Origin of the sequence: Pseudomonas sp. 3MA1, from assembly GCF_029237275.1 — a bacterium.
GTDB lineage: Bacteria > Pseudomonadota > Gammaproteobacteria > Pseudomonadales > Pseudomonadaceae > Aquipseudomonas > Aquipseudomonas fluorescens_AP.
This window is the reverse complement of record NZ_JAACFX010000016.1, coordinates 22743-47447: the sequence shown is the minus strand read 5'-3', so window position 1 is coordinate 47447 and position 24705 is coordinate 22743. Positions and strand designations below refer to the sequence as shown.

Below are 24705 nucleotides of genomic sequence, written 5' to 3'. Positions count from 1 at the left end.
TTTGTTGGGCAGATGTCCAGGTTGCTACTATCCTCTGCCTTTCGAAGACACGATTCGTCATGGAGCGAAATATGAATGTAGTACAGAACGACCTCGGGCTATCCAACGTGGCGGCGGCCATCGCCGAGCCGGCCCGGACCCGGATGCTCTGTGCCCTGATGGACGGGCACGCCCGCACCAGCACCGAACTGGCGGCGATTGCCCAGGTCAGCACCTCCACCGCCAGCGCCCACCTGGCCAAGCTCAAGGACGCCGGTTTGCTGCGGGTGCAGGTCCAGGGCCGGCACCGTTACTACGACCTCGGCGATCCTCTGGTGGCCCAGGCCCTGGAGGCGCTGATGGTGATCGGCCAGGGCAGCACCTTCACCCCGCGCACCCCGGACCGCCTGCAGTTCGCCCGCACCTGCTACGACCACCTGGCGGGCACCCTGGGGGTGCAGTTGCACGACCGCATGCTCGAAGCCGGCTGGTTACTGGCGGCCGGGGAGGGCGAGGAGTACCCAGTCAGCGACAGCGGCGTCGAGTTCTTCCGTGGCCTGGGCATCGAGGTCGCCGAGCTTCGCACCCTGCGCCGCCGCGTTGCCTGCCCCTGCCTGGACTGGAGCATGCGCCGCCCGCACCTGGGGGGCGCCCTCGGCGCTGCGTTGCTGCGGGTATTGCTGGAGCGCAAATGGCTGGTCCGCGACCTGGACAGCCGGGCCTTGACCCTGACCGGCACCGGCGGGCGCTACATCAGCAAGCGTTTTGGCATGCCGCTGATCCAGCCGTCGCGGCCGCTGTCGGCCTCGGCCAGTCTGGAGCTGCAGCAACTGGGGGGCTGAGCCCCCACGAGGACGCGGCACCCGGGGCTCGCCCGGCGCCGCAGGGGCCGGTCAATCGGACTCCAGGGCCTGCAGCAAGTCGCGGTCGAGCCCGAGCATGGCCTGCTCCAAGCGCGTCAATGCCGCCTTGATCTGATCGGCATTGGCGCCTTCGCGGCAGGCCTTTTCCAGGTATTCGCATTCATCGATCAGGGCCTGGGCCTGGATGATCCGCGCCGCGCCATGGATGCGGTGGGCCAGCTCGGCGACCCCTTTGCTGTCGGCACTGGCGAGCCGTTCGCGGATCTGTTTCAGGTCCTGCTGGTTGCTCTGCTGCAAGCCCTTGAGCACGCGCTGGATGGAGTCGGGATTGCCGCCGGTGAGGTGGTCCAGTTGCTGGATGTCGAAACGCTGGCTGGTGCTTTTCAGCTGGGTGCGCGGCAGTGCCTGCAACTGTCGCAGGCGTCGATCCAGCTCGGGCAGGGCGATGGGCTTGAAGATGCAGCCGTTCATGCCGGCGTCCAGGCAGCGTTGCTGCTCCTCGGGCTGGACGTTGGCGGTGAAGCCCAGGATCTGCGCCGGCGGTCGTCCCTGGATCTGCTCGGCGAGGCGAATCTGCCGGGTCAGTTCGTAGCCGTTCATCACCGGCATGTTGCAGTCGGTGATCACCACATCGAAGGTTTCCCGCAGCCACAGCTTGTAGGCTTCGGCGCCGTTCTGCGCCTGGCTCAGCGAGTAGTCGAGAAAGCGCAGTTGCTCGCAGAGCAGTTGGCGGTTGGCCTGGCTGTCGTCCACCACCAGGATGTGCAACGCCGCCCGGGTGGCCGGCGGCAGGCTGTCCTGCACCACCGGCGCCGGTGTATCCGGCAGGGGTTCGAGTCGGCTCAGCTGCAGCTGGACCCGGGCCAGGGTGCCGACCCCAGGCTGGCTTTGCAGGCTCAACTGGCCGCCCATCATTTCGCACAGGGTGCGGCAGATCACCAGCCCCAGCCCGGTCCCCGAGCGGGCGTTCTGGTGTTGTCCGGGGACCTGGCTGAAAGGCTGGAACAGCAGCTGCTGGTCCTCGGGTTCGATGCCGATGCCGGTGTCCCGCACCGTCAGTTGCAGGGGCAGGGTCTGCGGGTCGTCGCGCTCGGCCTGCAGGCGGATCTGCACGCTGCCGCGCTCGGTGAACTTGATGGCGTTGCTCACCAGGTTCGAGAGGATCTGCTTGAAGCGCAGCGGGTCGACCAGCACGTCGCCGCTGGCGCTGCTGTCCAGGTCCAGTTCCAGGCGCAGGCCCTTTTGCCGGGCCAGGCCATCGAAGACCCGGAACACCGATTCCACCAGATCCCGCAGATTGGCCCGCTCGGGGCTCAGGCTCAGGCGCCCGCTTTCGATCCGCGCGATGTCGAGGATGTCGCCGATCAGTTCCAGCAGACCCAGGGCCGAACTGTAGGCCACCTCGATTGAAGGGCGGTCGAGCTGACCCTGGTCGGCGCGCTTGAGGGCCAGTTCGAGCATGCCGATCACCGCACTCATGGGGGTGCGGATTTCATGGCTCATGGTGGCCAGGAAGGTGGTCTTGGCCCGGTTGGCCTTGTCGGCGTCGTTCTTGGCCTGGGTCAGTTCATTCAGCAGTTGCTGGCGTTCGCTGATGTCCAGCCAGCCGCCGATGATGCCGAGGATTTCGCCCTGGGCATCGCGGTAGGGCAGCATCCAGTGGTAGATCTGCATCTGCTGGCCGCGGATGTGCACCGTGCGGTCGATCAGCAGCGGCGGGCCGCCGTCGAGGATGCTCTGGAAGTCGGTGGCGAACAGCCCGGCCTCGGGCACCGCCAGTTGTTCGAGGTTGCTGCCCAGCACGCTCTGGCGATCGGTGCCCATGGTCTTGAGGTAGCTGTCGTTGCAGATCACCAGGCGCCGGTCGCGGTCGCGCACGTAGATCGGGTTGGGCGTGCCGTTGATCAGCGCGTCCATGAAGCGCAGCTGGTCGTTGAGGGCATGCTCGGCGCGTTCTCGCTGGCTGACCTGGCGGCGCATGGCGTAGCCCCAGGCCAGGGCGATCAGCAGCAGCACGATCGACGCCGCGCCGGCCAGGTACAGGGTGGTGCGGTAGTCGCGCCAGGAGGGGGGCGCGACGGCCGCCTTGGAACGCCAGCGATTGTTGAGCTCGGTAATGGCGTCCGGAGAAATGCTGCGCAGGGACTTGTCGATGATGCTGAACAGTTCCAGCTGGTCGCGGCGCACGGCAAAGGACTCGTTGAGCAAGGGCAGGTTGAGGGCCGAGCGGACCTTGAGCTGGTCTGCCTTGATGCGCGGCAAGTTGAAGCTGACGGCGATTTCCGCCTGCACCGCGGCGTCGGCCTTGTGGTCGCGAAGCAGGGACAGGGCTTCGAAGTTGGTCTGCACCTCCTTGATGCGGATCTGTGGATAGCGCTGGCGCAGCAGGGCCACCAGGGCGTGACCGCTGCCGATCAGCAGGGTCTTGCCGGCCATGTCTTCCAGGCTTTTCGGTGCGTCGGCGGCGTCGCGGGTGATCAGCATGTAGGGCCCGACCAGGTAGGGGCGGGTGAACTGCAGGTAGGTTTCGCGCTCGGGCGTGCGGGCCCGATCGGCGACCATCTGCACCCGGCCCTCGTGCACGGCGTCGTTGAGGTCCTTGAAGCTGGGCAGCGGGGTGATTTCGAAGGTCAGTCCGGTCTTGGCCTCCAGCATCGCCAGCAGATCGGCGGTGATCCCCAGGTAATTGCCGTCGGCGTCGAAGTAGGACATCGGTGGCAGGTAGCGGTGAATGCCGATGCGCACCACCGGGTTCTTTTCGATCCAGCGCTGTTCTTCGGGGGTGAGGCTGGTTTTTTCCATGCTCAGCAACAGCCGGTCGCCCCAGCGATTGCGGATGCTGATGTCCTGCTCCTTGTGGATCGCGCGCAGGGCGGCGTCGAGCGAATGCTGCAGTTGCCGGTTGTCCGGGCTCACCGCGAAGGCAAAGCCGGAGATGCTGGCCGGGCCGCTGTAGATGATCCGCAGGTAGTCGCTGTAGTTGCGCGAGATCAGAAACTGCGCCGAGACGGCGTCGCTGAGCAGCACGTCGGCATCGCCGAAGGCCACGGCGGCCATGGCCGCATCCGCGCTACCGTAGGTTTCGATCTGCGCCAGGGGGTACATGGCCTGGGCCACGGGCAGGCTGATGGTGTCCTGGGAGATGGCCAGGCGGCGTCCCTGCAAGCCGCCTTTGAGCGATGGTGAATCCCCCAGGCGGGCGACCAGGGTCGGGCGATTGACCAGGTAGCTCTGGCTGAGCAGCAGCTGGCGTGGCCGGGCCTCGTCCTGGGTGACGCTGCCCATCAGGTCGATCTCGCCCCTGGCCAGGGCATTGAACACCTGCTCGCGGGTGTCGTAGGCACGGACGCTGATCTTCACCCCCAGAGCGTCGGCCAGCAGGCCGACGTAGTCGGCGGTAACGCCTTCGTACTCCTTGGTTTCGTTGACCATTTCCAGCGGCGGCAGGTTTTGCTGCGCGGTGCCCAGCACCAGCTCGCGCTTGTTGCGCAACCATTGCCAGTCGTCACTGGTCAGGGACAGTTGGTGGTGATGGGGGGATTCATAATTGAGCAGCTGCAGGGTGGGAGGGGTGTCGCTCATGGCCGGCAGGCACGCCAGCGACATCAGCATGGGCAGGATAAAACGAAGCATCGGGGCTCCTGATCGAGGAACGGCACAAGGGTGGATCGAAGAGCAAAGTGGCAGGCTGCGTCATCAGCCGGACAAGGGCTGAGCGCCAATGCTGGAGGTAAATATAGATCAAGGAACGGCGCCAAACGCGGCTATTTTCCCGGGTTGCGGGGGCTCGGGCAAGACCGCTGGCACGGGCGGACCGAAGGTCAGGGCGCTGCCTTGACCGGCTTGCGGTTAGCGATACGCTTGTTTTTATTCGTAAGCTTCCCGTGGGGAGGCCGGTGGCTGCCCTGAACGCTGTCGGCGGCCCTGTCATCGGCAGCATTTCGGCGATCGTCGCTGAGCCTGGAGCCGCGCTTGAATACCTTGAAGATACTGGTTCTGGAAGATCACCCGGTGCAGCAGTTGCTGGTCCTGGAGCAGTTGCAGCGCCTGGGGGTGGTGGCGCCCCTGGCGGCGTTCGACGGAACCAGTGCCCTGGAGCTGCTGCGCAGCCGCGGCGCGGCGGACATCGTGCTCTGTGACCTGCAGATGGCGGGCATGGACGGCCTGGAGTTCCTGCGCCGGGCCAGCGAGGAGCAACTGGTGCGGGCGGTGATTCTCTACAGCCTGATCGAGCCCGACCTGCGGCGCGCGGTGCTGCAGATGATCAGCCTGCACGGGCTGATCGTGCTCGGGGATGTGGGCAAGCCGGCGGAACTGGCGGCCCTGCAGGCGATGCTCGAACTCTATCAACTGCGCCACTACCAGCAGCCCCCCGCGCCGCCGCCCCGGCAGTTCGACCCGGTGAACCGCCAAGAGCTGCTGCAGGGCGTGGAGCAGGGGCAGTTCGTGTCCTACTACCAGCCCAAGTTCGACTTGCAGCAGGCCACCTGCCGTGGCGCCGAGGTGCTGGTGCGCTGGCTCCATCCGCAGCGCGGCGTGCTGGCGCCGGCGGCGTTTCTCGCTGAGCTGGAGGCCGAAGGCCTGCTGGACCGGGTGTTTCATCAGCAGCTCGATCAGAGCATGGCCCTGCAGCGGCGGCTGCTGGATCAGGGCGAAGAGCTGGAGCTGGCGTTCAACCTGATGCCCCGGCAACTGGCCTGCAGCGACATCGTCGGGCATATCCGCCAGGCCCTCGAACGGCATCAGGTGCCGCCGCACTTGCTGAGTTTCGAAATCACCGAGGTCGGGCTGGTGCAGGCCCCGGCCATCAGCCTGGAAAACCTGGTGCGCCTGCGCATGATGAAGTGCAACCTGGCGATCGACGATTTCGGCGCGGGCTATTCCTCCTTGCAGCGCCTGTGCGAGCTGCCGTTCAACCAGATCAAGCTCGACGCGCATTTCGTCCGCGAACTGGTGCGCCAGCCGCGCTGTCGCGCGGTGGTGGGAGCCTCCCTGGCGTTGGCCAGCAGCCTGGAAATGTGCCTGGTGGTGGAGGGCGTGGAAACCCAGCTTGAACGGCGCCTGCTGCTGGACATGGGCTGCGTGCTGGGCCAGGGCTACTGGTATGCCCGGCCGATGTCGGAAAGCGAGTTGCTGGCCTGGCCGCGCAGGGCGCCCGAGCAGTTGTCGCAGCAGGCGCCCTGAGGGTCACCGGCTGAGCCGTGGCGCTGGACGCGGGCAGCCATTGTGGCGAAGCTGTGGGCCCCTTGATTCAGGCAGGTTCTTGCATGCTCATCGTCTTCAGCGGCTTGCCGGGCACCGGCAAGACCACCATCGCCCGTGCCCTGGTGCCGCACCTGGGGGCCACCTACCTGCGCATCGACAGCATCGAGCAGGGCTTGCGCGATGCCGGCCTGCCCGAGGTGGGCAAGGGCGGCTACCAGATCGCCCTGCAACTGGCCGAGGCCAACCTGGCCCTGGGCAATAGCGTGCTGGCGGACTGCGTCAATCCAGTGGCCGAAAGTCGTCAAGCCTGGCGCCGGCTGGCGGACAGGCTGGGGGTCGCGCTGCTGGACATCGAAGTGCACTGTGGCGATCCGCTGGAGCATCGCCGGCGGGTGGAAACCCGGCAACTGGATGTACCGGGCCTGCAAGCGCCCGACTGGCAATCAGTGCAAACCCACGAGTATCAGGCCTGGGCGTCGCCGCCCCTGCGCCTGGACAGCGCGCGGCTGACGCCGGAGCAGGCTGTGGCGGTGATTCTGGCCAGCTTGCCGGCGCGCCCCTGAGGCCCGGGGCCGCCCGCGCCGATTTTTGCTTTGAACCTCAATGGTGCAGCTACAGTCATTGCTCAGGGGCGCAACGGCCGCTGTGAGCAGGATTGGGTGAAAAAACTCCCGGTTACGGGGCAAGAAAATCCGCTGTCGGGCTTTGTGCACCGATTCTGCCCGCGCCCGTTGCCCCCGGTGGCGTCCGAGCGCTCTTGAACAGGTCCAAGGTCGGTCTGGTTCGGGGTGGCCGGGTCACTTTTATGAAACTAAATGTCGCTTATTGAGCATTTTTGGCGCGCGGCGGCGCTTTGCCCGCTGTTTGCGCATTTGCGGCATAGCGATTGCTACCGCTGTTTCACCAGGGCGGCAGGGGCCGCCCCGACACAGCACTGAGGAGGTGTTTTCACGGTCAGGGAGCCAGGATCCCTGCCAGGGCAAAGCCGGGTTAGGTACACACAGGGTTCAGATAAGAAGCCGTTTGCATCACGGCAAGGAGTTGGCTATGTCCCGCGCTTTTTTCGATGAAATGTACGCTGCCAGCGGCACGTGTCGACCCCATTACGCAGCGTTCGCCCGTTGGTTGGCGGACACCCCCCTGGAGCTTCTGGAGCAGCGGCGGCGCGAAGCCGATCTGTTGTTCCATCGCGCCGGTATCACCTTCACCCTGTACGGCGACGAGCAGGGCACCGAGCGGTTGATCCCCTTCGACATCATTCCCCGCAGCATCAAGGCCAGCGAGTGGCGCACCGTGGAGCGCGGCTGCGTGCAGCGGGTCCAGGCGCTGAACCTGTTCCTGGCCGATATCTATCAGGGCCAGAGGATCATCAAGGAGGGCATCATTCCCGCCGAACAGGTGCTGGCCAACGAGGGCTATCAGGTGGCCATGCAGGGCCTGAACCTGCACCGCGGCATCTACGCCCATATCGCCGGGGTGGACCTGGTGCGCGACGGCGACGGTAGCTACTACGTGCTCGAAGACAACCTGCGCACCCCCAGCGGCGTGAGCTATATGCTCGAAGACCGCAAGATGATGATGCGTCTGTTTCCCGAACTGTTCGCCGCCCAGCGCATCGCGCCCATCGACCATTACCCCAACCTGCTGCTCGAAACCCTGAAAAGCGCCAGCCCCCTGGACCATCCCACGGTGGTGGTGCTGACCCCGGGACGCTTCAACAGCGCCTATTTCGAGCATGCGTTCCTGGCCCGGGAGATGGGCGTGGAACTGGTGGAAGGGGCCGACCTGTTCGTGCGTGACGACCGGGTATTCATGCGCACCACGGCCGGCGCCCAGGCGGTGGATGTGATCTATCGCCGGCTGGACGACGCCTTTCTCGATCCGCTGTCGTTCAACCCCGACTCCCTGCTCGGCGTGCCCGGGCTGATCGCCGCCTACCGTTGCGGCAACGTGGTGCTGGCCAACGCCGTGGGCACCGGGGTCGCCGACGACAAGTCGATCTACCCCTACGTGGACGAGATGATCCGCTTCTACCTCAGCGAGGAGCCGATCCTCAAGAACGTGCCCACCTGGCAGTGCCGCAACCCCGCCGAGCTGTCCCATGTGCTGGCCAACCTGTCGGACCTGGTGGTCAAGGAAACCCAGGGTTCCGGCGGCTACGGCATGCTGGTCGGGCCGGCGGCCACGGCGGCCCAGATCGAGGAGTTCCGCGCCCGGCTCAAGGCCCGTCCCGAGGCGTACATCGCCCAGCCGACCCTGTCGCTGTCGACCTGTCCGACCTTCGTCGAAAACGGCATCGCGCCGCGGCACATCGACCTGCGACCGTTCGTCCTGTCTGGCCGAGAAACCCGCCTGGTGCCTGGCGGCCTGACCCGCGTCGCGCTGCGCGAGGGCTCGCTGGTGGTGAACTCGTCCCAGGGCGGCGGTACCAAAGACACCTGGGTAGTGGAGGACTGAACCATGCTCTCAAGAACCGCTGCGGACCTGTACTGGATGTCCCGCTACCTGGAGCGTGCCGAGAACCTGGCGCGCATGCTCGACGTCAGTTACTCGCTGTCGCTGATGCCCCAGGCCGGGCGCGGCGACGGCCATGCCGAACTGTCCATGTCGCTGCTGGCCGCCGGCACCCTGGACGACTACAACCAGCGCTACGGTGAACTCAACAGCGAGCGCATGCTGCACTTCTTTGCCCTCGACGACACCAACCCCGGCAGCATCTATTGCTGCCTGCGTGCGGCGCGCAGCAATGCCCACGCGGTGCGCGGGCGGATCACCGCCGACATGTGGGAGAACATGAACGCCACCTGGCTGGAGATGCGCAACATCGCCGCCAGCGGCCTGGGGCGCTACGGCATCAGCCAGTTCTGCGAATGGGTCAAGGAGCGCTCGCACCTGTTTCGCGGCGCCACCGTCGGCACCATCATGCGCAACGACGCTTACCGCTTCATACGCCTGGGGACCTTCATCGAGCGCGCCGACAACACCCTGCGCCTGCTGGACGCACGCTACGAAATGTTCGGCGAGGAGTCCGAGGAGGTCAGCGACGATTCGGCCCGGGGCTACTACCAGTGGAGCGCCTTGCTCCGCGCCTTGTCGTCCTTCGAGGCGTTCAACGAGATCTACCGCAATGCCCCGGGGGCCGAGCAGGTGTCCGAGATGTTGCTGCTGCGCGCCGACGTACCGCGCTCCCTGCTGGCCTGTGTCGAGGAGCTGGACCAGCTCCTGGCCACCCTGCCGGGGGACAACGGCCGCCCGGCCCAGCGCCTGGCCGCCGAACTCAATGCCCGCCTGCGCTACACCGGGATCGAGGAGATTCTCGACTCCGGCCTGCACCAGTGGCTGACCGATTGCATCGGGCAGATCCGCCACCTGGGGCAGACCGTGCACGAATCCTATCTGGAGGTGGTATGAAACTGTCCATTCGCCACGACACAACCTACAGCTACGCCGACGAAGTCTGCACCAGCATCCAGTTCCTGCGCCTGACGCCCCAGGACAGCCAGCGCCAGCGGGTCCTGCAGTGGCAGCTGGAACTGCCACGCCGGGTCCGCGCCCAGCGCGATCCCTACGGCAACATCCTGCACGTCATGACCCTCGACGAGCCCCATGGCGCCATCATCCTCACCGCCTTTGGCGAAGTGCAGATCGACGAGGGCCGCGAGGTGGAAGGCGACAGCCAGTCGCCGCTGCCGTTCCTGCGCACCAGCCACCTGAGCAAGGCCGACGCGGCCCTCTGCGAGTTTGCCCGGCGCCACTGCGGCGAAGGGCGCGACCGCGCCGCGCTCACCGAGCTGATGCAGGCCCTGGCCGAGCACATGCCCTACAGCCCCGGCGCCACCGGAGTCGGCAGCACCGCGGCCGAGGCCTTTGCCGGGGGGGCCGGGGTCTGCCAGGACCATACCCACGCGTTCCTGGCCTGCGCCCGCAGCCTGGGGATTCCCGCGCGCTATGTGTCCGGCTACCTGTGCACCGAGGACGCCAGCCATCTGGCCAGTCATGCCTGGGCCGAAGCCTGGCTCGACGACGGCTGGTACAGCTTCGACGTGACCAACCGCCTGACCCGCCCCGAGCGGCACCTGAAACTGGCGGTGGGCCTGGATTACCTGGATGCCTGCCCGGTGCGCGGCATGCGGCGTGGGGGAGGGGCGGAGCAGATGCTGGCCCGGGTCCAGGTCAGTTCGATGGTGCAGGTACAGCACCAGTAGTGCCGGTTGCCGTCATTGAGCCGGCACCGCGCGGGACAGCCCGCCCACGGGTGCCGCTGGATCGAGCCTTTGGTCATTGTCAGTTGATGTTATAAGGTAACGGTCTTTCGCCGCTCCCCGAGCGGCGCCGTTTCTTTGAACTTCAGGTGGTGATGGCTTTTTCATGAGTGCCTTGTCCGATACGTGTACCCGCCCGGGCTCCCGGCTGCTGAGCATTGATGCCTTGCGCGGGCTGGTGATGCTGTTGATGCTTCTGGACCACGTCCGCGAAACCTTCTTTCTGCACCGCCAGGTCAGCGACCCGATGGACGTCGCCACTACCGAGCCCGGGCTGTTTGTCAGCCGCACCCTGGCACACCTGTGCGCGCCGGTCTTTGTCCTGCTGACCGGGCTTTCGGCCAGCCTGTTTGCCCACAAGCACGGCCATCGGGCCGAGGCCAGCGCCTTTCTGTTCAAGCGCGGGTTGTTCCTGGTGCTGCTGGAACTGACCCTGGTGAACTTCGCCTGGACCGGGCAGATCCCGCCGAGCGTGATCTACCTGCAGGTGATCTGGGTCATCGGCTTGAGCATGCTGGCGCTGGCGGCGCTGCTGTGGTTGCCGCGCGCCGTGCTGCTGGCGCTGAGCCTGCTGCTGATCGGCGGGCACAACCTGCTCGATGGCGTGCATTTCGCCGCGGGCGAGGCGCTGCATGTGCCTTGGGCGATCCTGCATGACCGGGGCTGGATCGAATTCGGCGAGGCCTTGCGCCTGCGCACTTCCTATCCGCTGCTGCCGTGGATCGGCGTGATCGGCCTGGGCTATGTGCTGGGGCCGTGGTTCGCCGCCGAGGCCGACAGCCAGCGGCGCCAGCGCTGGTTGCTGCGGTGCGGGCTGGCGGCGCTGGCGGGGTTTGTCCTGCTGCGTCTGCTCAACGGTTATGGCGAGCGGCCCTGGGTCAGTGGCGACAGCTGGGTGCAAACCCTGATGAGCTTCTTCAATATCACCAAGTACCCACCGTCGCTGCTGTTCATCGCCCTGACCCTGGGCGTGGGGCTGCTTTTGCTGCGCGCCCTGGAGCGCTGCCAGGAACGCCGTTGGGTCGCGGTGCTCGGGGTATTGGGTGGCGCGCCGATGTTCTTCTACCTGTTGCACCTGTATCTGCTCAAGGGCATGTATCTGTTGGCCGTGGCGCTGTTGGGGCGCAACCATGGGGCCTATTTCGGCTTCGATTCGCTGGGCTGGCTGTGGCTGATCACGCCGCTGCTGGCGGTGCTGCTTTACCCGCCGGTGCGCGCCTTCGCCCGGCTCAAGGCGCGGCGCCGCGACCTGGGATGGCTGAAGTACTTTTGAGGGATGGTTCGCCGGCATGTTTCCCGCAGGAGCCGGCTGACCGGCGAAAGCATCCCCCGACGACTGTCAGGGCCGCGCCGCGCGAATGGCCTCGCGGATCTCTTCCTGCAACTGGCGAGCCCCGCTGCAGGCCGGGTCGGCGGGGCCGTACTTGTAGGATTTATCCAGCACCTTCAGCGCCAGATCGGCATCGGGCGCTACACCTATGCCCCGGCTCAGGTGGAAGCCGTACAGGGTGCAGGCCCAGGGATCATTCAGCTCACAGGCCTTGTTGAAGGTCTGCACCGCACAGTGGCGGGTGGCCTGGTTGTCGGCGTCGGCGGTGAGCATGCCGGCGGCGCGGTTGGTGCAGCCGGAAACCAGGCCCAGGCTGCAAGCGCGCTGGTACAGCGGTTCATAGCCTGCGGCGGGCCCTTTGGCCTGTTGCAGGGTGGTTGCCAGCCAGTAGCAATCGTTGCCGTCGCCGGTTTCGCAGCGCTGCAGACAGGCCCCCAGTTGCTCCGGGGTGTCGCAGCGGTTGGCCTGCGTGGCCCGGGTCGCGGTCCTGGCCGGCATGTTGTCGCCGGGGCATTGCCTGGCCTGGGCTTGCCAGTCTTGCCGGGCCTGGACTTTGGCGTACAGGGCGTCGATCAGTGCCAGGTCGGTGGGCGCGGCATTGGCGGCAAGGCTCGACAGCAGGGCCATGCCGAACAGGCAGAAACGGTAGTGACGAGGCATGGGGCAGAGTCCTTTCCAGAGGTCTTGGGCGCGGGCGTATCTTAAGGATTTTCAGCAATAGCTCCAGGCTGCCGGTGGGGTGTCGAGAGGTTTTTTTCATTTTGCCTGCGGCCACTCTCTTGTGGTCCCGGGGTTTTACTCTGTACTGTATATAAAAACAGTATCCGGGCCTGACCATGCAACTGATCGACAAGCTGAGCATCCTCGCCGACGCCGCCAAGTACGACGCTTCCTGCGCCAGCAGCGGCGCGCCAAAGCGCAGCTCCGAAGGCAAGAGTGGGTTGGGTTCGAGCAATGGCATGGGCATCTGCCACAGCTATACGCCGGATGGACGCTGCGTCTCGCTGCTCAAGGTGCTGCTGACCAATTTCTGCCTGTATGACTGCCAGTACTGCGTCAACCGCCGTTCCAGCGATGTGCCCCGGGCCCGTTTCAGCCCCGAGGAAGTGGTGCGCCTGACCCTGGATTTCTACCGGCGCAACTGTGTCAGCGGCTTGTTCCTCAGCTCCGGTATCATCCGCTCGGCGGACTACACCATGGAACAACTGGTGCGGGTGGCCCGGCTGCTGCGCGAGGAGCACGAGTTCCGCGGCTACATCCACCTCAAGACCATCCCCGACGCTGACCCGTTGCTGATCGAGCAGGCCGGGCGCTATGCCGACCGCCTCAGCGTCAATGTCGAGCTGCCCACCGACCAGGGCCTCAAGACCCTGGCCCCAGAAAAACACCTGGGCTCGATCAAGCAGGCCATGCGCACCATCTATACCGGCGAGCAGACCGTGCTCAACGAGCCTCGGGCGCCGCGTTTCGCCCCGGCCGGGCAGAGCACCCAGATGATCGTCGGTGCCGACGATACCGATGACAGCACCATTCTCCACAGCGCCGAGGCGCTGTACGGCAATTTTCGCCTACGCCGGGTCTATTACTCGGCGTTCAGCCCGATCCCCAACAGCCCGAAAAGCGTGCCCCTGGCCGCGCCGCCGCTGATGCGCGAGCACCGTCTGTACCAGGCCGACTTCCTGTTGCGCGGCTATGGCTTCAGCGCCAACGAACTCTTCAAGGGGCCGGGGCACCTGGCCCTGGATATCGACCCCAAGCTGGCCTGGGCCCTGGACAACCGCAGCCTGTTTCCCCTGGACCTGAACCGCGCCGAGCCGGCGCTGATCTCACGCATTCCGGGGATCGGCCTGCGCACCACCCAACGCCTGGTGGAGCTGCGCCGCGAGCGGCGCATCCGCTTCGAGGACCTGGCGCGCATGCGCTGCGTGCTGAGCAAGGCCAAGCCGTTCTTCATCACCAGCGACTATCACCCGCAGCAGGCGGAAACCAGCAGCGCGCTGCTCTATCAGCAGCTGCGGGACCGGCCGCAACCGCAGCAGATGGGGCTCTGGGGATGATCAGCCTGGACTGCGACGACCTGTTCGACACCTGGCGCCAGCAGGCGCGCTGGTTGCTCAGTCATTCCATCGACCCGAGCCGGGTCAGCTGGGCCGGGGAGCGGGAGGCCGACCTGTTTGCCAGCGACGAGAGCTGCCCGGAACAGCCCGGACCCTTTCGCGCGCGCATTCCCCAGGCCCTGCTGGAGCTGTTGCAACGGGCCGCCTGCTATCGCGGCGAGCAGCGCTGGAGCCTGCTCTACGAGGTGCTGTGGCGGGTCAGCCATGGCGACCGCACGGCCATGCTCAGCGGCGATCAACTGGGCAGCGAGTTGCAGCGGCGGATCAAACAGGTCGACCGCGAGGCCCATCACCTGCATGCCTTCGTGCGTTTCGTCAGGCTGCCCGAGGGCCGCTCATCCCTGGCCGAGCAGCCTGAATACGTGGCCTGGCACGAACCGGCCCACGACATCCTGGCCCCGGCCAGCCGGCATTTCATCGGACGCATGGGGCGCCACCGCTGGATGATCGCCACGCCCCGGGACGGGGTGTATTTCGACGGCGAGCACCTGCACCACCAGCGCCAGTGCCCCACAGGCTGGCAGCAACTGGCCCAGGCCGGCGACGACCCCGGAGGCGAGCTGTGGCTGGCCTACTACAGCCACATCTTCAACCCGGCGCGGCTCAACCCCAGGGCCATGCAGGGGCATTTGCCGACCCGGTTCTGGAAGCACCTGCCGGAGGGACCGCTGATTCCGGCACTGATCAGCGAAGCGCGCCACGGCAAGCAGCGCGATGGCCAGGCCAGTGCGGTGGCAGCAAGGCGTGGCAAGCGGATTGGCAGCGGGCAATAAAAAGCCCGCCCCTGGCAAACAGGGGCGGGCTCGGGTGCGGCGGGGGGCGAATCAGACCTTGACGATCCAGCCCGCTGGCGCTTCCACGTCGCCGGTCTGCACGCCGGTCAGCTCTTTGTAGAGCTTCTGGGTGATCGGGCCGACGTCTTTTTCGCTGTAGAACACGTGCAGCTTGTCCTGGTACTGGATGCCGCCGATCGGTGTGATCACCGCGGCAGTACCGCAGGCGCCGGCTTCCTTGAAGTCCGAGAGCTTGTCGATGAACACGTCGCCTTCGACCACTTCCAGGCCCAGGCGGGTCTTGGCCAGCTCGATCAGCGACAGGCGGGTGATACCCGGCAGTACCGATGGCGAGTTGGGGGTGACGAATTTGTCGTCGTGGGTGATGCCGAAGAAGTTGGCCGAACCGACTTCCTCGATCTTGCTGTGGGTCAGCGGATCGAGGTAGATGCAGTCGGCGAAGCTGGCCTTTTTGGCCTGGGAGCCGGGCATCAGGCTGGCGGCGTAGTTGCCACCGACCTTGGCCGCGCCGGTGCCTTGCGGGGCGGCGCGGTCGTAGCTGGAGATCAGGAAGTTGTGCGGGGTCAGGCCGCCCTTGAAGTAGGCGCCGACCGGGATGGCGAAGATCGAGAAGATGAACTCCGGCGCGGTGCGCACGCCGATGTTGTCACCCACGCCGATCACGAACGGACGCAGGTACAGCGCGCCGCCGGTGCCGTAAGGCGGAATGAAGCGCTCGTTGGCCTTGACCACGGCCTTGCAGGCTTCGATGAACTGCTCGGTGGACACCTGCGGCATCAGCAGGCGGGCGCAGCTGCGCTGCATGCGCGCGGCGTTCTGGTCCGGACGGAACAGGTTGATCGAGCCGTCCTTGCAGCGGTAGGCCTTGAGGCCTTCGAAACATTGCTGACCGTAGTGCAGGGCGGTGGAGCCCTCGCTGATGTGCAGCACGTTGTCTTCAGTCAGGGTGCCTGCGTCCCACTCGCCGTTACGCCAGTGCGACAGATAGCGCTTGTCTGTCTTGATGTAGTCAAAACCCAGCTTGTCCCAATTGATGCTTTCGTTACCCATGACACCCTCTATCACTTAACAACCGCCGGAACGGCTCAAGGCTTCTGACGTTTTTTGGATGGGCACAACAATACTGCATTCCGGGGGCGGACCGCATCCCGGACGATGGGAGGGGGCGCAAAAAAACTTAGCCTGCTCATGAAACTTTCCCCCAGACAGCCCCCGTACCCCCCCTGTAGGAGCGAGCTTGCTCGCGAAGGCCCCGGCGCGAACGCTTGGCTATCCCCGCCAGCTCTTTCGCGAGCAGGCTCGCTCCTACCTGGGCGTTGTCCTGTGTGCCCCTTGAATGGTTACAGATGCAGGGCGTGGCCCAGGGCCCGCAGCGCCGCTTCCTGGACCGCTTCACCCAGGGTCGGGTGGGCGTGGATGGTGCCGCCGATGTCTTCCAGGCGCGCGCCCATTTCCAGGGATTGGCCGAACGCCGTGGACAATTCGGAGACCCCGACCCCCACCGCCTGCCAGCCGACAATCAGGTGATTGTCACTTCGCGCCACCACCCGCACGAAACCGCTTTTCGATTCCAGGGTCATGGCCCGGCCATTGGCCGCGAACGGGAAGCTGCTGACGATGCAATCGAGGCCCGCGGCGCGGGCCTCGTCCGGGGTCTTGCCCACCACCACCAGTTCCGGGTCGGTGAAGCACACCGCCGGGATCGCCGCCGGGTTGAATTCCCGGTGCTTGCCGGCGATCAGCTCGGCGACCATCTCGCCCTGGGCCATGGCCCGGTGCGCGAGCATCGGTTCGCCGCTGAGGTCGCCGATGGCCCAGACATTGCGCATGCTGGTCTGGCAGCGGTGGTCGATCTTGATCGCCGCGCCGTTCATCTCCAGGTTCAGACTTTCCAGGTTCCAGCCCTGGGTGTTGGGCTTGCGGCCCACCGCCACCAGCACCTGATCGGTGCTCAGGTTCAGGGTGTCGCCATTGGGTTCGCGCACCTGCAGGCTGCTGCTGGCGGCATCGAAGCCCAGCACGCTGTGCTTGAGGTAGAGCTTGATCCCCAGCTGCTTCACCGATTCCAGCACCGGCTGGGTCAGTTCCGCGTCGTAGGCCGGCAGGATGCGTTCCTGGGCTTCGACCACGCTGACCTCGACCCCGAGCTTGCGGTAGGCAATGCCCAGTTCCAGGCCGATGTAGCCGCCACCGACCACGGTCAGGCGCTTGGGCAGGGTCTTGGGCGCCAGGGCCTCGGTGGAGGAGATGATCGGCCCGCCGATGGGCAGCATCGGCAGGTTGACGCTTTTCGAACCGGTGGCCAGCAGCAGGTGTTCGCAGTGGATGCGGGTATCGGTGCCTTCGATCTCCACGGTCTTGCCGTCGATGACCTTGGCCCAGCCCTGAATCACCTGGACCTTGTTTTTCTTCAGCAGCGCGGCGACCCCGGTGGTCAGGCGGTCGACGATGCCGTCCTTCCATTCCACGCTCTTGTCGATGTTCAGGGTCGGCGCCGCCACTTCGATGCCCAGGGCCGAGCCCTGGCTGTGGTGGCGGGTCTGGTGGAACTGCTCGGCGACATGAATCAGCGCCTTGGACGGGATGCAGCCGATGTTCAGGCAGGTGCCGCCCAGGGCCTGGCCTTCCACCAGGATGGTGGAGATGCCCAGCTGGCCGGCACGGATCGCCGCCACGTAACCGCCAGGACCGCCGCCGATGATCAGCAGTTGGGTATTGAGAGTCTGTTGCATGCCTGCTCCTCTGATGCTCAGTCCACAAACAGCGTGGCGGGTTGTTCGAGCAGGCCGCGAATGGCCTGGATGAATTGCGCAGCGTCCATGCCGTCGACCACCCGGTGATCGAAGGAGCTGGAGAGGTTCATCATCTTGCGGATCACGATCTGGCCCTTGATCACCATCGGCCGCTCGACGATGCGGTTGACCCCGACAATCGCCACTTCCGGCAGGTTCAGCACCGGGGTGCTGACGATCCCGCCCAGGGCGCCGAGGCTGGTGAGGGTGATGGTGGAGCCGGACAGTTCATCCCGGGCTGCCTTGCCGCTGCGGGCGGCCTTGGCCAGGCGCGAGATTTCCTCGGCGTTGCCCCACAGGCTGCGGGCTTCGGCGTGACGTACCACCGGCACCATCAGGCCGACGTCGCTCTGGGTGGCGACCCCGACATGCACCGCGCCGTGGCGGGTGATGATCTGGGCCTCGTCGTCGTAGCGCGCGTTGATCTGCGGGAAGTCGCGCAGGGCCACGACCATGGCCCGCACCAGAAATGGCAGCAGGGTCAGCTTGCCGCGGCTGGCGCCGTGTTTTTCATTGAGGTGGATGCGCAGCTCTTCCAGGGCGGTGACGTCCACTTCCTCGACATAGCTGAAGTGCGCGGCGCGGTGCTTGGACTCCTGCATGCGCTGGGCGATCTTGCGGCGCATGCCGATCACCTGGATCTGCTCTTCGTCGTGGCGCTCGGCATAACCTGTGCCCGGCGCCGAGTAGCCCTTGAGCGGCTGGCTGTCCTGGGCCAGGTAGGCCTCCAGGTCTTGGTGCAGGATGCGCCCGGCCGGGCCGCTGCCTTGCACCAGGCGCAGCTGGATGCCCAGGTCCAGGGCGTGTTTGCGCACGGCTGGCGAGGCCAGGGGACGCTCGTCGGCCTGGCGCGCCACCGGCGCCTGGGGCGCGGGACGGCAGGCGGCCTGGCTGGCGACGGCTTGTTCCACCCTTGGCGCTTCGACCACTGGCGCGGGAGCAGGCTTATTAATAGCTGCCGGCGCTTTTGCCGCCGGCGCGGCGGCCTGGGCGGACTCCTTGAGGTTGCCCGCGCCTTCGACTTCGATGCTGATGAGGATGCTGCCCACCGCCATCACTTCACCGGGTTCGCCACCCAGGGAGATGACCGTGCCGTGCACCGGGGAGGGGATGTCGACCATCGCCTTGTCGGTCATCACGTCCGCCAGCACCTGGTCTTCAACCACCTGGTCGCCGACTTTTACGTGCCACTGCGCCAGTTCCACTTCCGCGATGCCTTCGCCGATGTCCGGCATCTTGATAACGTGCGTGCCCATTCAGACCTCCATGACCCGTTGCAGCGCCGCGCCCACTCGGGACGGCCCTGGGAAATATGCCCACTCCTGCGCGTGGGGATACGGCGTATCCCAACCGGTGACGCGCTCGATCGGGGCTTCCAGGTGGTGGAAGCAGTGTTCCTGCACCAGCGACACCAGCTCGGCGCCGAACCCGCAGGTACGGGTGGCTTCATGCACCACCACGCAACGGCCGGTCTTCTTCACCGACTTGACGATGGTCTCCAGGTCCAGGGGCCACAGGCTGCGCAGGTCGATGACCTCGGCGTCGATGCCGGTTTCCTCGGCCGCCACTTGCGACACATAGACCGTGGTGCCGTAGGTGAGGACGGTGACGTCCTTGCCCGGGCGGGCGATGGCCGCCACGTCCAGCGGCACCTTGTAGTAGCCGTCCGGCACTTGGGCCGCCGGGTGTTTCGACCAGGGGGTTACCGGGCGGTCGTGGTGGCCGTCGAACGGGCCGTTATACAGGCGCTTGGGTTCGAGGAAGATCACCGGGTCATCGTTTTCGATGGAGGCGATCAGCAGGCCCTTGGCGTCGTAGGGGTTGGACGGCATCACGGTGCGCAGGCCGCAGACCTGGGTGAACATCGCCTCGATGCTCTGGCTGTGGGTCTGCCCGCCGTAGATGCCGCCGCCGCACGGCATGCGCAGGGTCATCGGCGCGGTGAACTGGCCGGCGGAGCGATAGCGCAGGCGCGCGGCTTCGGAAATGATCTGGTCGGATGCCGGGTAGACGTAGTCGGCGAACTGGATTTCCGCCACCGGGCGCAGGCCGTAGGCGCCCATGCCGATGGCCGCGCCGACGATGCCGCTTTCCGAGATCGGCGCGTCGAACACCCGCGAGGTGCCGTACTTGGCCTGCAGGCCCTCGGTGCAGCGGAACACGCCGCCGAAGTAACCGACGTCCTGGCCGAATACCACCACGTTGTCGTCACGCTCAAGCATCACATCCATGGCCGAGCGCAGGGCCTGGATCATGGTCATGGTGGTGGTGGTCATGGCGGTTTCCAGCTGGATATTGTTGTTGTGATCGTTCATCTCAGACCCCCAGTTCCTGGCGTTGGCGTTTCAGGTGCTCGGGCATGTCCTTGTAGACGTCCTCGAACATGGTCGCGGCGCTGGGGATCTGGCCGCCGGCGAGGGTGCCGTACTGTTCGGCTTCCTTCTGCGCGGCGATGACCTGGGCTTCGAGCTCGGCGCTGACCGCGGCGTGTTCCTCTTCGGACCACTGGCCGATCTTGATCAGGTGCTGCTTGAGGCGGGCAATCGGATCGCCCAGGGGGAAGTGGCTCCAGTCGTCGGCCGGGCGGTACTTCGACGGGTCGTCGGAGGTGGAGTGCGGGCCGGCGCGGTAGGTGACCCATTCGATCAGGGTCGGCCCGAGGTTGCGCCGGGCGCGTTCGGCAGCCCAGCGCGAGGCGGCGTAGACCGCGAGGAAATCGTTGCCGTCGACCCGTAGCGAAGCGATGCCGCAGCCCACGCCGCGTCCGGCGAAGGTGGTGGCTTCACCGCCGGCAATCGCCTGGAAGGTGGAGATCGCCCACTGGTTGTTGACCACGTTGAGGATCACCGGTGCGCGGTACACGTGGGCGAAGGTCAGGGCGGTGTGGAAGTCCGACTCGGCGGTGGCGCCGTCGCCGATCCAGGCCGAGGCGATCTTGGTATCGCCCTTGATCGCCGAGGCCATGCCCCAGCCCACGCCTTGCACGAACTGGGTCGCCAGGTTGCCGGAGATGGTGAAAAAGCCGGATTCCTTCACCGAGTACATGATCGGCAACTGGCGTCCCTTGAGCGGATCGCGCTCGTTGGACAGCAGTTGGCAGATCATCTCCACCAGCGGCACGTCCCGGGCCATCAGGATGCTCTGCTGGCGGTAGGTGGGGAAGCACATGTCGTCGATGTTCAGGGCCAGGGCCTGGGCACTGCCGATGGCTTCCTCGCCCAGGCTCTGCATGTAGAAGGACATCTTCTTCTGGCGCTGGGCGACCACCATGCGGTTGTCGAAGATCCGCGTCTTGAGCATGGCGCGCATGCCCTTGCGCAGGATCTCCAGCGGCATGTCCGCGGCCCAGTCGCCCAAGGCGTTGCCCTGGTCGTCGAGCACGCGAATCAGGCCCCGGGCCAGGTCGGCGCAGTCGGCAGGTTCGATATCGATAGGGGGTTTGCGGGCCAGGCCGGCGTCGTTCAGGCGCAGGTAGGTGAAGTCGGTCTTGCAGCCGGGACGGCCCGAGGGTTCGGGAACGTGCAGGCGTAGTGGTTCATACGCGGTGGTCATGGCTTTCTACGCTCGATCTTGTGGATTTCTTGTAATTGGGCGCGCTAGCTGACAGTCATTCTTTGGGTAAAAGAAATCTTGTCCTACAAACATCATAGGCCGGGCGAAGGAGAATATTTATCTCTGTTTCATTGCGCTTGAGATCATTTGCAGATAAAAAATCTGCATAAACATAAAAAAAAGGTTGTTTTGTCTCATGCGCAAACTGGACCGTACCGACATCGGCATTCTCAACAGTCTTCAGGAGAATGCCCGCATCACCAACGCCGACCTCGCCCGTTCGGTGAATCTTTCGTCCACGCCGTGTTTCAACCGGGTCAAGGCCATGGAGGAACTGGGGCTGATCCGCGAGCAGGTGACCCTGCTGGATGCCGACCTCTTGGGGCTGCACGTCAACGTGTTCATTCACGTCAGCCTGGAGAAGCAGGTGGAGGAGGCCTTGCAGCACTTCGAGGAGGCCATCGCCGATCGCCCGGAAGTCATGGAGTGCTACCTGATGGCGGGCGACCCGGACTACCTGATCCGCGTGCTGGTGCCGACCATCCAGGCCCTGGAGCGTTTCATGATGGACTTTCTGACCAAGGTGCCCGGGGTGGCCAATATCCGTTCCAGCTTCGCCCTCAAGCAGGTGCGCTACAAGACCGCGTTGCCGCTGCCGGCCAACGGCCTGACCCTGGGCACCTGAGGCTCAGGCCGGGAGCGGGTTCCAGAGCTGCTCCAGGTTCTTGAATTCCCAGTCTTGCGGGGCTTCGCGGGCGAGGATGCGATCCTGGCCCTGGACCTTGGCCAGGTCGACCACGCTCTGCTCCAGGGGCAGGTTGGAGCGGGTGGAGAAAAACACCCGGACCTTGGGCGTGAGCAGCGACTTGGGGTTCTGTTCGATCACCACCCCCAGGCGACCGCTTTCCAGGCGCACCAGGGCCCCCACCGGATAGATGCCCACGCTCTTGACGAACGCTTGGAACACCCGCTGGTCGAAGTGGCCGGTCCAGGTGGACATGCGCTGGATCGCCTCGGCCGGGTCCCAGCCACGGTTGTAGGGGCGATTGGAGGTCACCGCGTCGTACACGTCGCACACCGCGCCCATCTGCGCGAACAGGCTGATCTGGTTGCCCGCCAAGTGGTGCGGATAGCCGGAACCGTCGGCTTTCTCGTGGTGATGCAGGCACACGTCGAGCACCAGCGCATCCACGTCAGGACTTTGCCGCAGGATCGCGCCACCGGCTTCGGGGTGCAGCTTGACCTGTTCGAATTCGCTGTCCGAGAGCTTCTGCGGTTTGTTGAGGATGCTGTCGGGAATGGTCAGTTTGCCCACGTCATGCAGCAGCCCGGCAATTCCCGCCAGGCGGATGTACTCCTCCGACAGCCCCAGTTGGCGGGCGGTGGCCAGCATCAGCGCGCACACCGCCACTGAATGCATATAGGTGTAGTCATCGGCGCTCTTCAGGCGGGCCAGGCTGATCAGCGCATCGGGATGGCGCAGCAGCGACTCGCTCATCTGCACCACCAGCTCCTCGGCTTGCTGCATCTCCAGGGCCTGGCCCATGCGCACTTCCTGAAACATCGCCATCACCGCCTTGCGCGAGTGGGCGCAGAGCTTGATCGCGCGTTGGACTTCCTCGTCCATGCTCGCCCGGGGCGTGGCCACTGTGGCCGCCCTGACCGGCAGGGGCGGTGGCGGGGCGCTTGGCGCTGGCGCGCCATTGGCCTCGGGCAGGTCGCGGCCCTTGACGGTGTCGATCCACAGACCACTGAGGTTGGAGCGTTGCAGGCGTTGCAGGTCTTCCCGGCTGTCGAGGACGAAGCCGGCTTTCCAGAACGAGTGGTCCAGCCAGGAACCACAGAATTGATGGATGTACATGCCCATTTGCAGCTGGTGGATGGAGATGTGTTTCAACATGACCAGCACTCCATTTCAGGGCACCGGCTGGTCGCCGGCCAGCGGCTCGTGCAAGGAACCGCTGGTCGGCGAACCACACCGGCGCTTGTGCTACCTGACTTCCAGGCGGGCTTGGGCCCGTCTCACAGGGAGAAGCGTGCCACCAGCTTGTTCAGACCCATCGCCAGGTTCGACAGTTCACTGCTGGCGATGGAGGTCTGGCTGGCGGCGGACGAGCTCTGCACCGACAGGTCGCGGATGCTCATCAGGTTCTGATCCACCGAGCGCGCCACCTGGGCCTGTTCCTCCGAGGCGGTGGCAATCATCAGGTTGCGTTCGTTGATGTGGCTGATGGCCTGGGTGATGTGACCGATGGCTGAGCCGGCTTCATGGGCGATGGCCAGGGTCTGGCTGGCGTCCTCGCTGCTCTGTTGCATGGACAGCATGGCTTTGTTCGAACCGCTCTGGATGCCCTGGATCATCTGTTCGATTTCCTGGGTCGAGAGCTGGGTGCGGTGGGCCAGGGCCCGCACTTCATCGGCGACCACGGCAAAGCCGCGGCCTTGCTCGCCGGCCCGGGCGGCCTCGATGGCGGCGTTGAGGGCCAGCAGGTTGGTCTGCTCGGCAATGGCGCGGATCACGTCCAGGACCTTGGTGATGTCCTGGGCCTGTTGCGCCAGGCCGGCCATTTCCACCCGGGTGTTTTCCACGGTGCCGGTGAGCTTCTCGATGGAGTGGATGGTCTGCTCGACCCGCTCCTTGCCCAGCCCGGCGGAGCGCTCGGATTCCTGGGTCGACTGCGAAGCGGACACCGCGTTGCGCGCCACTTCCTCGACGGCGGCGGTCATTTCGTTGACCGCCGTGGCGGCCTGTTCGGTCTCCATGCTCTGCTGCTGGATGCCGGCGTTGGACTCGCGGGTGATGGCGCTCATCTCCTCGGCGGCCGAGGCCAGTTGGGTGGACGAATCGGCAATGTGGCGGATGGTCGACTTCAGGCTGTCGAGCATGGCCCGGGTGGCAGTCTGCAGCTCGGTGAGCTCGTCCTGGCCGCTGACTTCAACCTGGGTGCGCAGATCGCCCTCGGCGATTTTCCGCGTGGTCGCCAGCAGGGTCTGCACCGGCAGGATGATGCTGCGGGTGAAGAGCATGGCAATCAGCGCGGTGAGCAGGATGGCCACGACAATGATCACCCCGGTCAGGGTAATCCCGGCGGTGAACTGGGCGCCGGCATCGGTGGCCGATTGCGCCGCGCCTTGTTCGTTGATGCGGATCAGCTCATCGATGGAGGACTGCAGGGTGTTGGCCAGGGGCACCGTCACCTGGTTGACATAGTTGGTGGCCTCTTCGGTGCTGCTGGTCTTGCTGCTTTCCAGGAGCACGGCCAGCTTGTCCTGGTAGGCCTGGGCGCCGCTCTTGACCCGGTCGTAGGTGTCTTGCTCATGGGGGCTGGATACCAGCGCCGCGTAGTCCTTGATGGCCTGGTTGAGGTTGTTCTTGAGGGTTCCAAGGTTGTTCAGGGTGGCGGCCTTGTCAGCCGCATTCTCGGTGACATAGTGCAGGGTTTCGAGGCGCAGGCGCAGGGTGCTGGATTCGATCAGGGTGGCTTGCCGTACGCTGGGCAGCCAGTTGGTTTGCAGTTCTACCGCGGCGTCATGGATCTGTCCCATCTTCCACAGGGCCAGTCCTCCCAGGCCAACCAATAACACGCAGATCGAGCCGAAGCTGATTAGCGCACGCAAGGTCAATTTCATGTTTCTTGTCACCATAAGGCACCTGCTTGTTTGGAGTGGTACGGCTGATACTTCGACTCCCTGTCGCCTTGATGCCAATCTGATCTCATTGAAGTGAAAAATCTGTAGAAATATTAAAAAGTATTTCTAGATTTTCGCGATTGTTCAGCTAGGCGACAGGCCGGGCAATGCCTTTTTTGCA

The 24705-nt window shown here is 65.4% G+C and carries 19 protein-coding genes; 10 read left to right on the top strand and 9 right to left on the bottom strand.

Annotation, left to right across the window (positions count from 1 at the left end):
* The first annotated feature begins 71 nt into the window (after window positions 1-71).
* A complete protein-coding gene (locus GWQ44_RS28540) occupies window positions 72-821 on the top strand; it encodes a metalloregulator ArsR/SmtB family transcription factor (RefSeq protein ID WP_047303827.1) in 750 nt (249 codons plus the stop codon).
* A gap of 51 nt (window positions 822-872) precedes the next feature.
* Here GWQ44_RS28540 and GWQ44_RS28535 read toward each other — a convergent pair whose 3' ends face one another.
* Window positions 873-4475: a transporter substrate-binding domain-containing protein gene (locus tag GWQ44_RS28535; protein ID WP_275928858.1), complete on the bottom strand. Its 3603-nt coding sequence runs from the start codon at window positions 4473-4475 to the stop codon at window positions 873-875.
* Between the two features lie 339 nt (window positions 4476-4814).
* Here GWQ44_RS28535 and GWQ44_RS28530 point away from each other — a divergent pair, with 339 nt between their 5' ends.
* The 6 genes from GWQ44_RS28530 (at window position 4815) to GWQ44_RS28505 (ending at window position 11582) form a co-directional block, all read left to right on the top strand.
* On the top strand, window positions 4815-6026 hold the full coding sequence (locus GWQ44_RS28530; protein WP_103742070.1) for an EAL domain-containing response regulator: 1212 nt from the start codon (window positions 4815-4817) through the stop codon (window positions 6024-6026).
* 83 nt (window positions 6027-6109) lie between these two features.
* Window positions 6110-6610, top strand: a complete 501-nt coding sequence (locus GWQ44_RS28525) for an AAA family ATPase (protein WP_016966137.1) — start codon at window positions 6110-6112, stop codon at window positions 6608-6610.
* Window positions 6611-7094: 484 nt separating this feature from the next.
* Window positions 7095-8504: a circularly permuted type 2 ATP-grasp protein gene (locus tag GWQ44_RS28520; protein WP_275928857.1), complete on the top strand. Its 1410-nt coding sequence runs from the start codon at window positions 7095-7097 to the stop codon at window positions 8502-8504.
* Between the two features lie 3 nt (window positions 8505-8507).
* Window positions 8508-9458, top strand: a complete 951-nt coding sequence (locus GWQ44_RS28515) for an alpha-E domain-containing protein (protein WP_047303834.1) — start codon at window positions 8508-8510, stop codon at window positions 9456-9458.
* On the top strand, window positions 9455-10252 hold the full coding sequence (locus GWQ44_RS28510; protein WP_103742072.1) for a transglutaminase family protein: 798 nt from the start codon (window positions 9455-9457) through the stop codon (window positions 10250-10252). Before GWQ44_RS28515 ends, GWQ44_RS28510 begins: the two co-directional genes overlap by 4 nt.
* Window positions 10253-10415: 163 nt before the next feature.
* Window positions 10416-11582: a heparan-alpha-glucosaminide N-acetyltransferase domain-containing protein gene (locus tag GWQ44_RS28505; protein ID WP_275928856.1), complete on the top strand. Its 1167-nt coding sequence runs from the start codon at window positions 10416-10418 to the stop codon at window positions 11580-11582.
* Window positions 11583-11648: 66 nt separating this feature from the next.
* Here GWQ44_RS28505 and GWQ44_RS28500 read toward each other — a convergent pair whose 3' ends face one another.
* Window positions 11649-12299 (bottom strand): sel1 repeat family protein, encoded by a 651-nt coding sequence (locus GWQ44_RS28500; RefSeq protein ID WP_275928855.1) that lies wholly within the window; start codon window positions 12297-12299, stop codon window positions 11649-11651.
* A 176-nt stretch (window positions 12300-12475) separates the two neighbouring features.
* Here GWQ44_RS28500 and GWQ44_RS28495 point away from each other — a divergent pair, with 176 nt between their 5' ends.
* Window positions 12476-13696 carry a putative DNA modification/repair radical SAM protein gene (locus tag GWQ44_RS28495; RefSeq protein ID WP_016965058.1) on the top strand — a complete coding sequence of 407 codons (1221 nt, stop codon included), beginning with the start codon at window positions 12476-12478 and terminating at the stop codon, window positions 13694-13696.
* Complete coding sequence (locus GWQ44_RS28490) at window positions 13693-14529, top strand: TIGR03915 family putative DNA repair protein (protein WP_275928854.1); 837 nt, start codon at window positions 13693-13695, stop codon at window positions 14527-14529. Before GWQ44_RS28495 ends, GWQ44_RS28490 begins: the two co-directional genes overlap by 4 nt.
* Before the next feature lie 51 nt (window positions 14530-14580).
* Here GWQ44_RS28490 and GWQ44_RS28485 read toward each other — a convergent pair whose 3' ends face one another.
* From GWQ44_RS28485 to GWQ44_RS28465, 5 genes are all read right to left on the bottom strand, one after another.
* Complete coding sequence (locus tag GWQ44_RS28485) at window positions 14581-15600, bottom strand: branched-chain amino acid aminotransferase (RefSeq protein WP_015635266.1); 1020 nt, start codon at window positions 15598-15600, stop codon at window positions 14581-14583.
* 290 nt (window positions 15601-15890) lie between these two features.
* The gene (gene lpdA, locus GWQ44_RS28480) at window positions 15891-17282 is read right to left on the bottom strand and encodes a dihydrolipoyl dehydrogenase (protein WP_275928853.1); all 1392 of its coding nucleotides are present in this window, start codon (window positions 17280-17282) and stop codon (window positions 15891-15893) included.
* A 17-nt stretch (window positions 17283-17299) separates the two neighbouring features.
* Window positions 17300-18598, bottom strand: coding sequence for a dihydrolipoamide acetyltransferase family protein (locus GWQ44_RS28475; protein WP_275928852.1), 1299 nt, complete (start codon window positions 18596-18598; stop codon window positions 17300-17302).
* Window positions 18599-19657 carry an alpha-ketoacid dehydrogenase subunit beta gene (locus tag GWQ44_RS28470; protein ID WP_275928851.1) on the bottom strand — a complete coding sequence of 353 codons (1059 nt, stop codon included), beginning with the start codon at window positions 19655-19657 and terminating at the stop codon, window positions 18599-18601. It lies immediately after the preceding gene.
* 1 nt (window position 19658) lies between these two features.
* Entirely contained in the window at window positions 19659-20894 is a 1236-nt protein-coding gene (locus GWQ44_RS28465; RefSeq protein WP_016963012.1) for a 3-methyl-2-oxobutanoate dehydrogenase (2-methylpropanoyl-transferring) subunit alpha, read from the bottom strand.
* Window positions 20895-21090: 196 nt separating this feature from the next.
* Here GWQ44_RS28465 and bkdR point away from each other — a divergent pair, with 196 nt between their 5' ends.
* Window positions 21091-21579: a Bkd operon transcriptional regulator BkdR gene (gene bkdR / locus GWQ44_RS28460; protein WP_275928850.1), complete on the top strand. Its 489-nt coding sequence runs from the start codon at window positions 21091-21093 to the stop codon at window positions 21577-21579.
* 3 nt (window positions 21580-21582) lie between these two features.
* Here the strand turns inward: bkdR and GWQ44_RS28455 are convergent, their stop codons facing one another.
* Both GWQ44_RS28455 and GWQ44_RS28450 read right to left on the bottom strand, forming a co-directional pair.
* Window positions 21583-22794, bottom strand: coding sequence for an HD-GYP domain-containing protein (locus GWQ44_RS28455; RefSeq protein WP_275928849.1), 1212 nt, complete (start codon window positions 22792-22794; stop codon window positions 21583-21585).
* A gap of 122 nt (window positions 22795-22916) precedes the next feature.
* The gene (locus tag GWQ44_RS28450; RefSeq protein ID WP_275928848.1) at window positions 22917-24539 is read right to left on the bottom strand and encodes a methyl-accepting chemotaxis protein; all 1623 of its coding nucleotides are present in this window, start codon (window positions 24537-24539) and stop codon (window positions 22917-22919) included.
* Window positions 24540-24705: the final 166 nt, after the last annotated feature.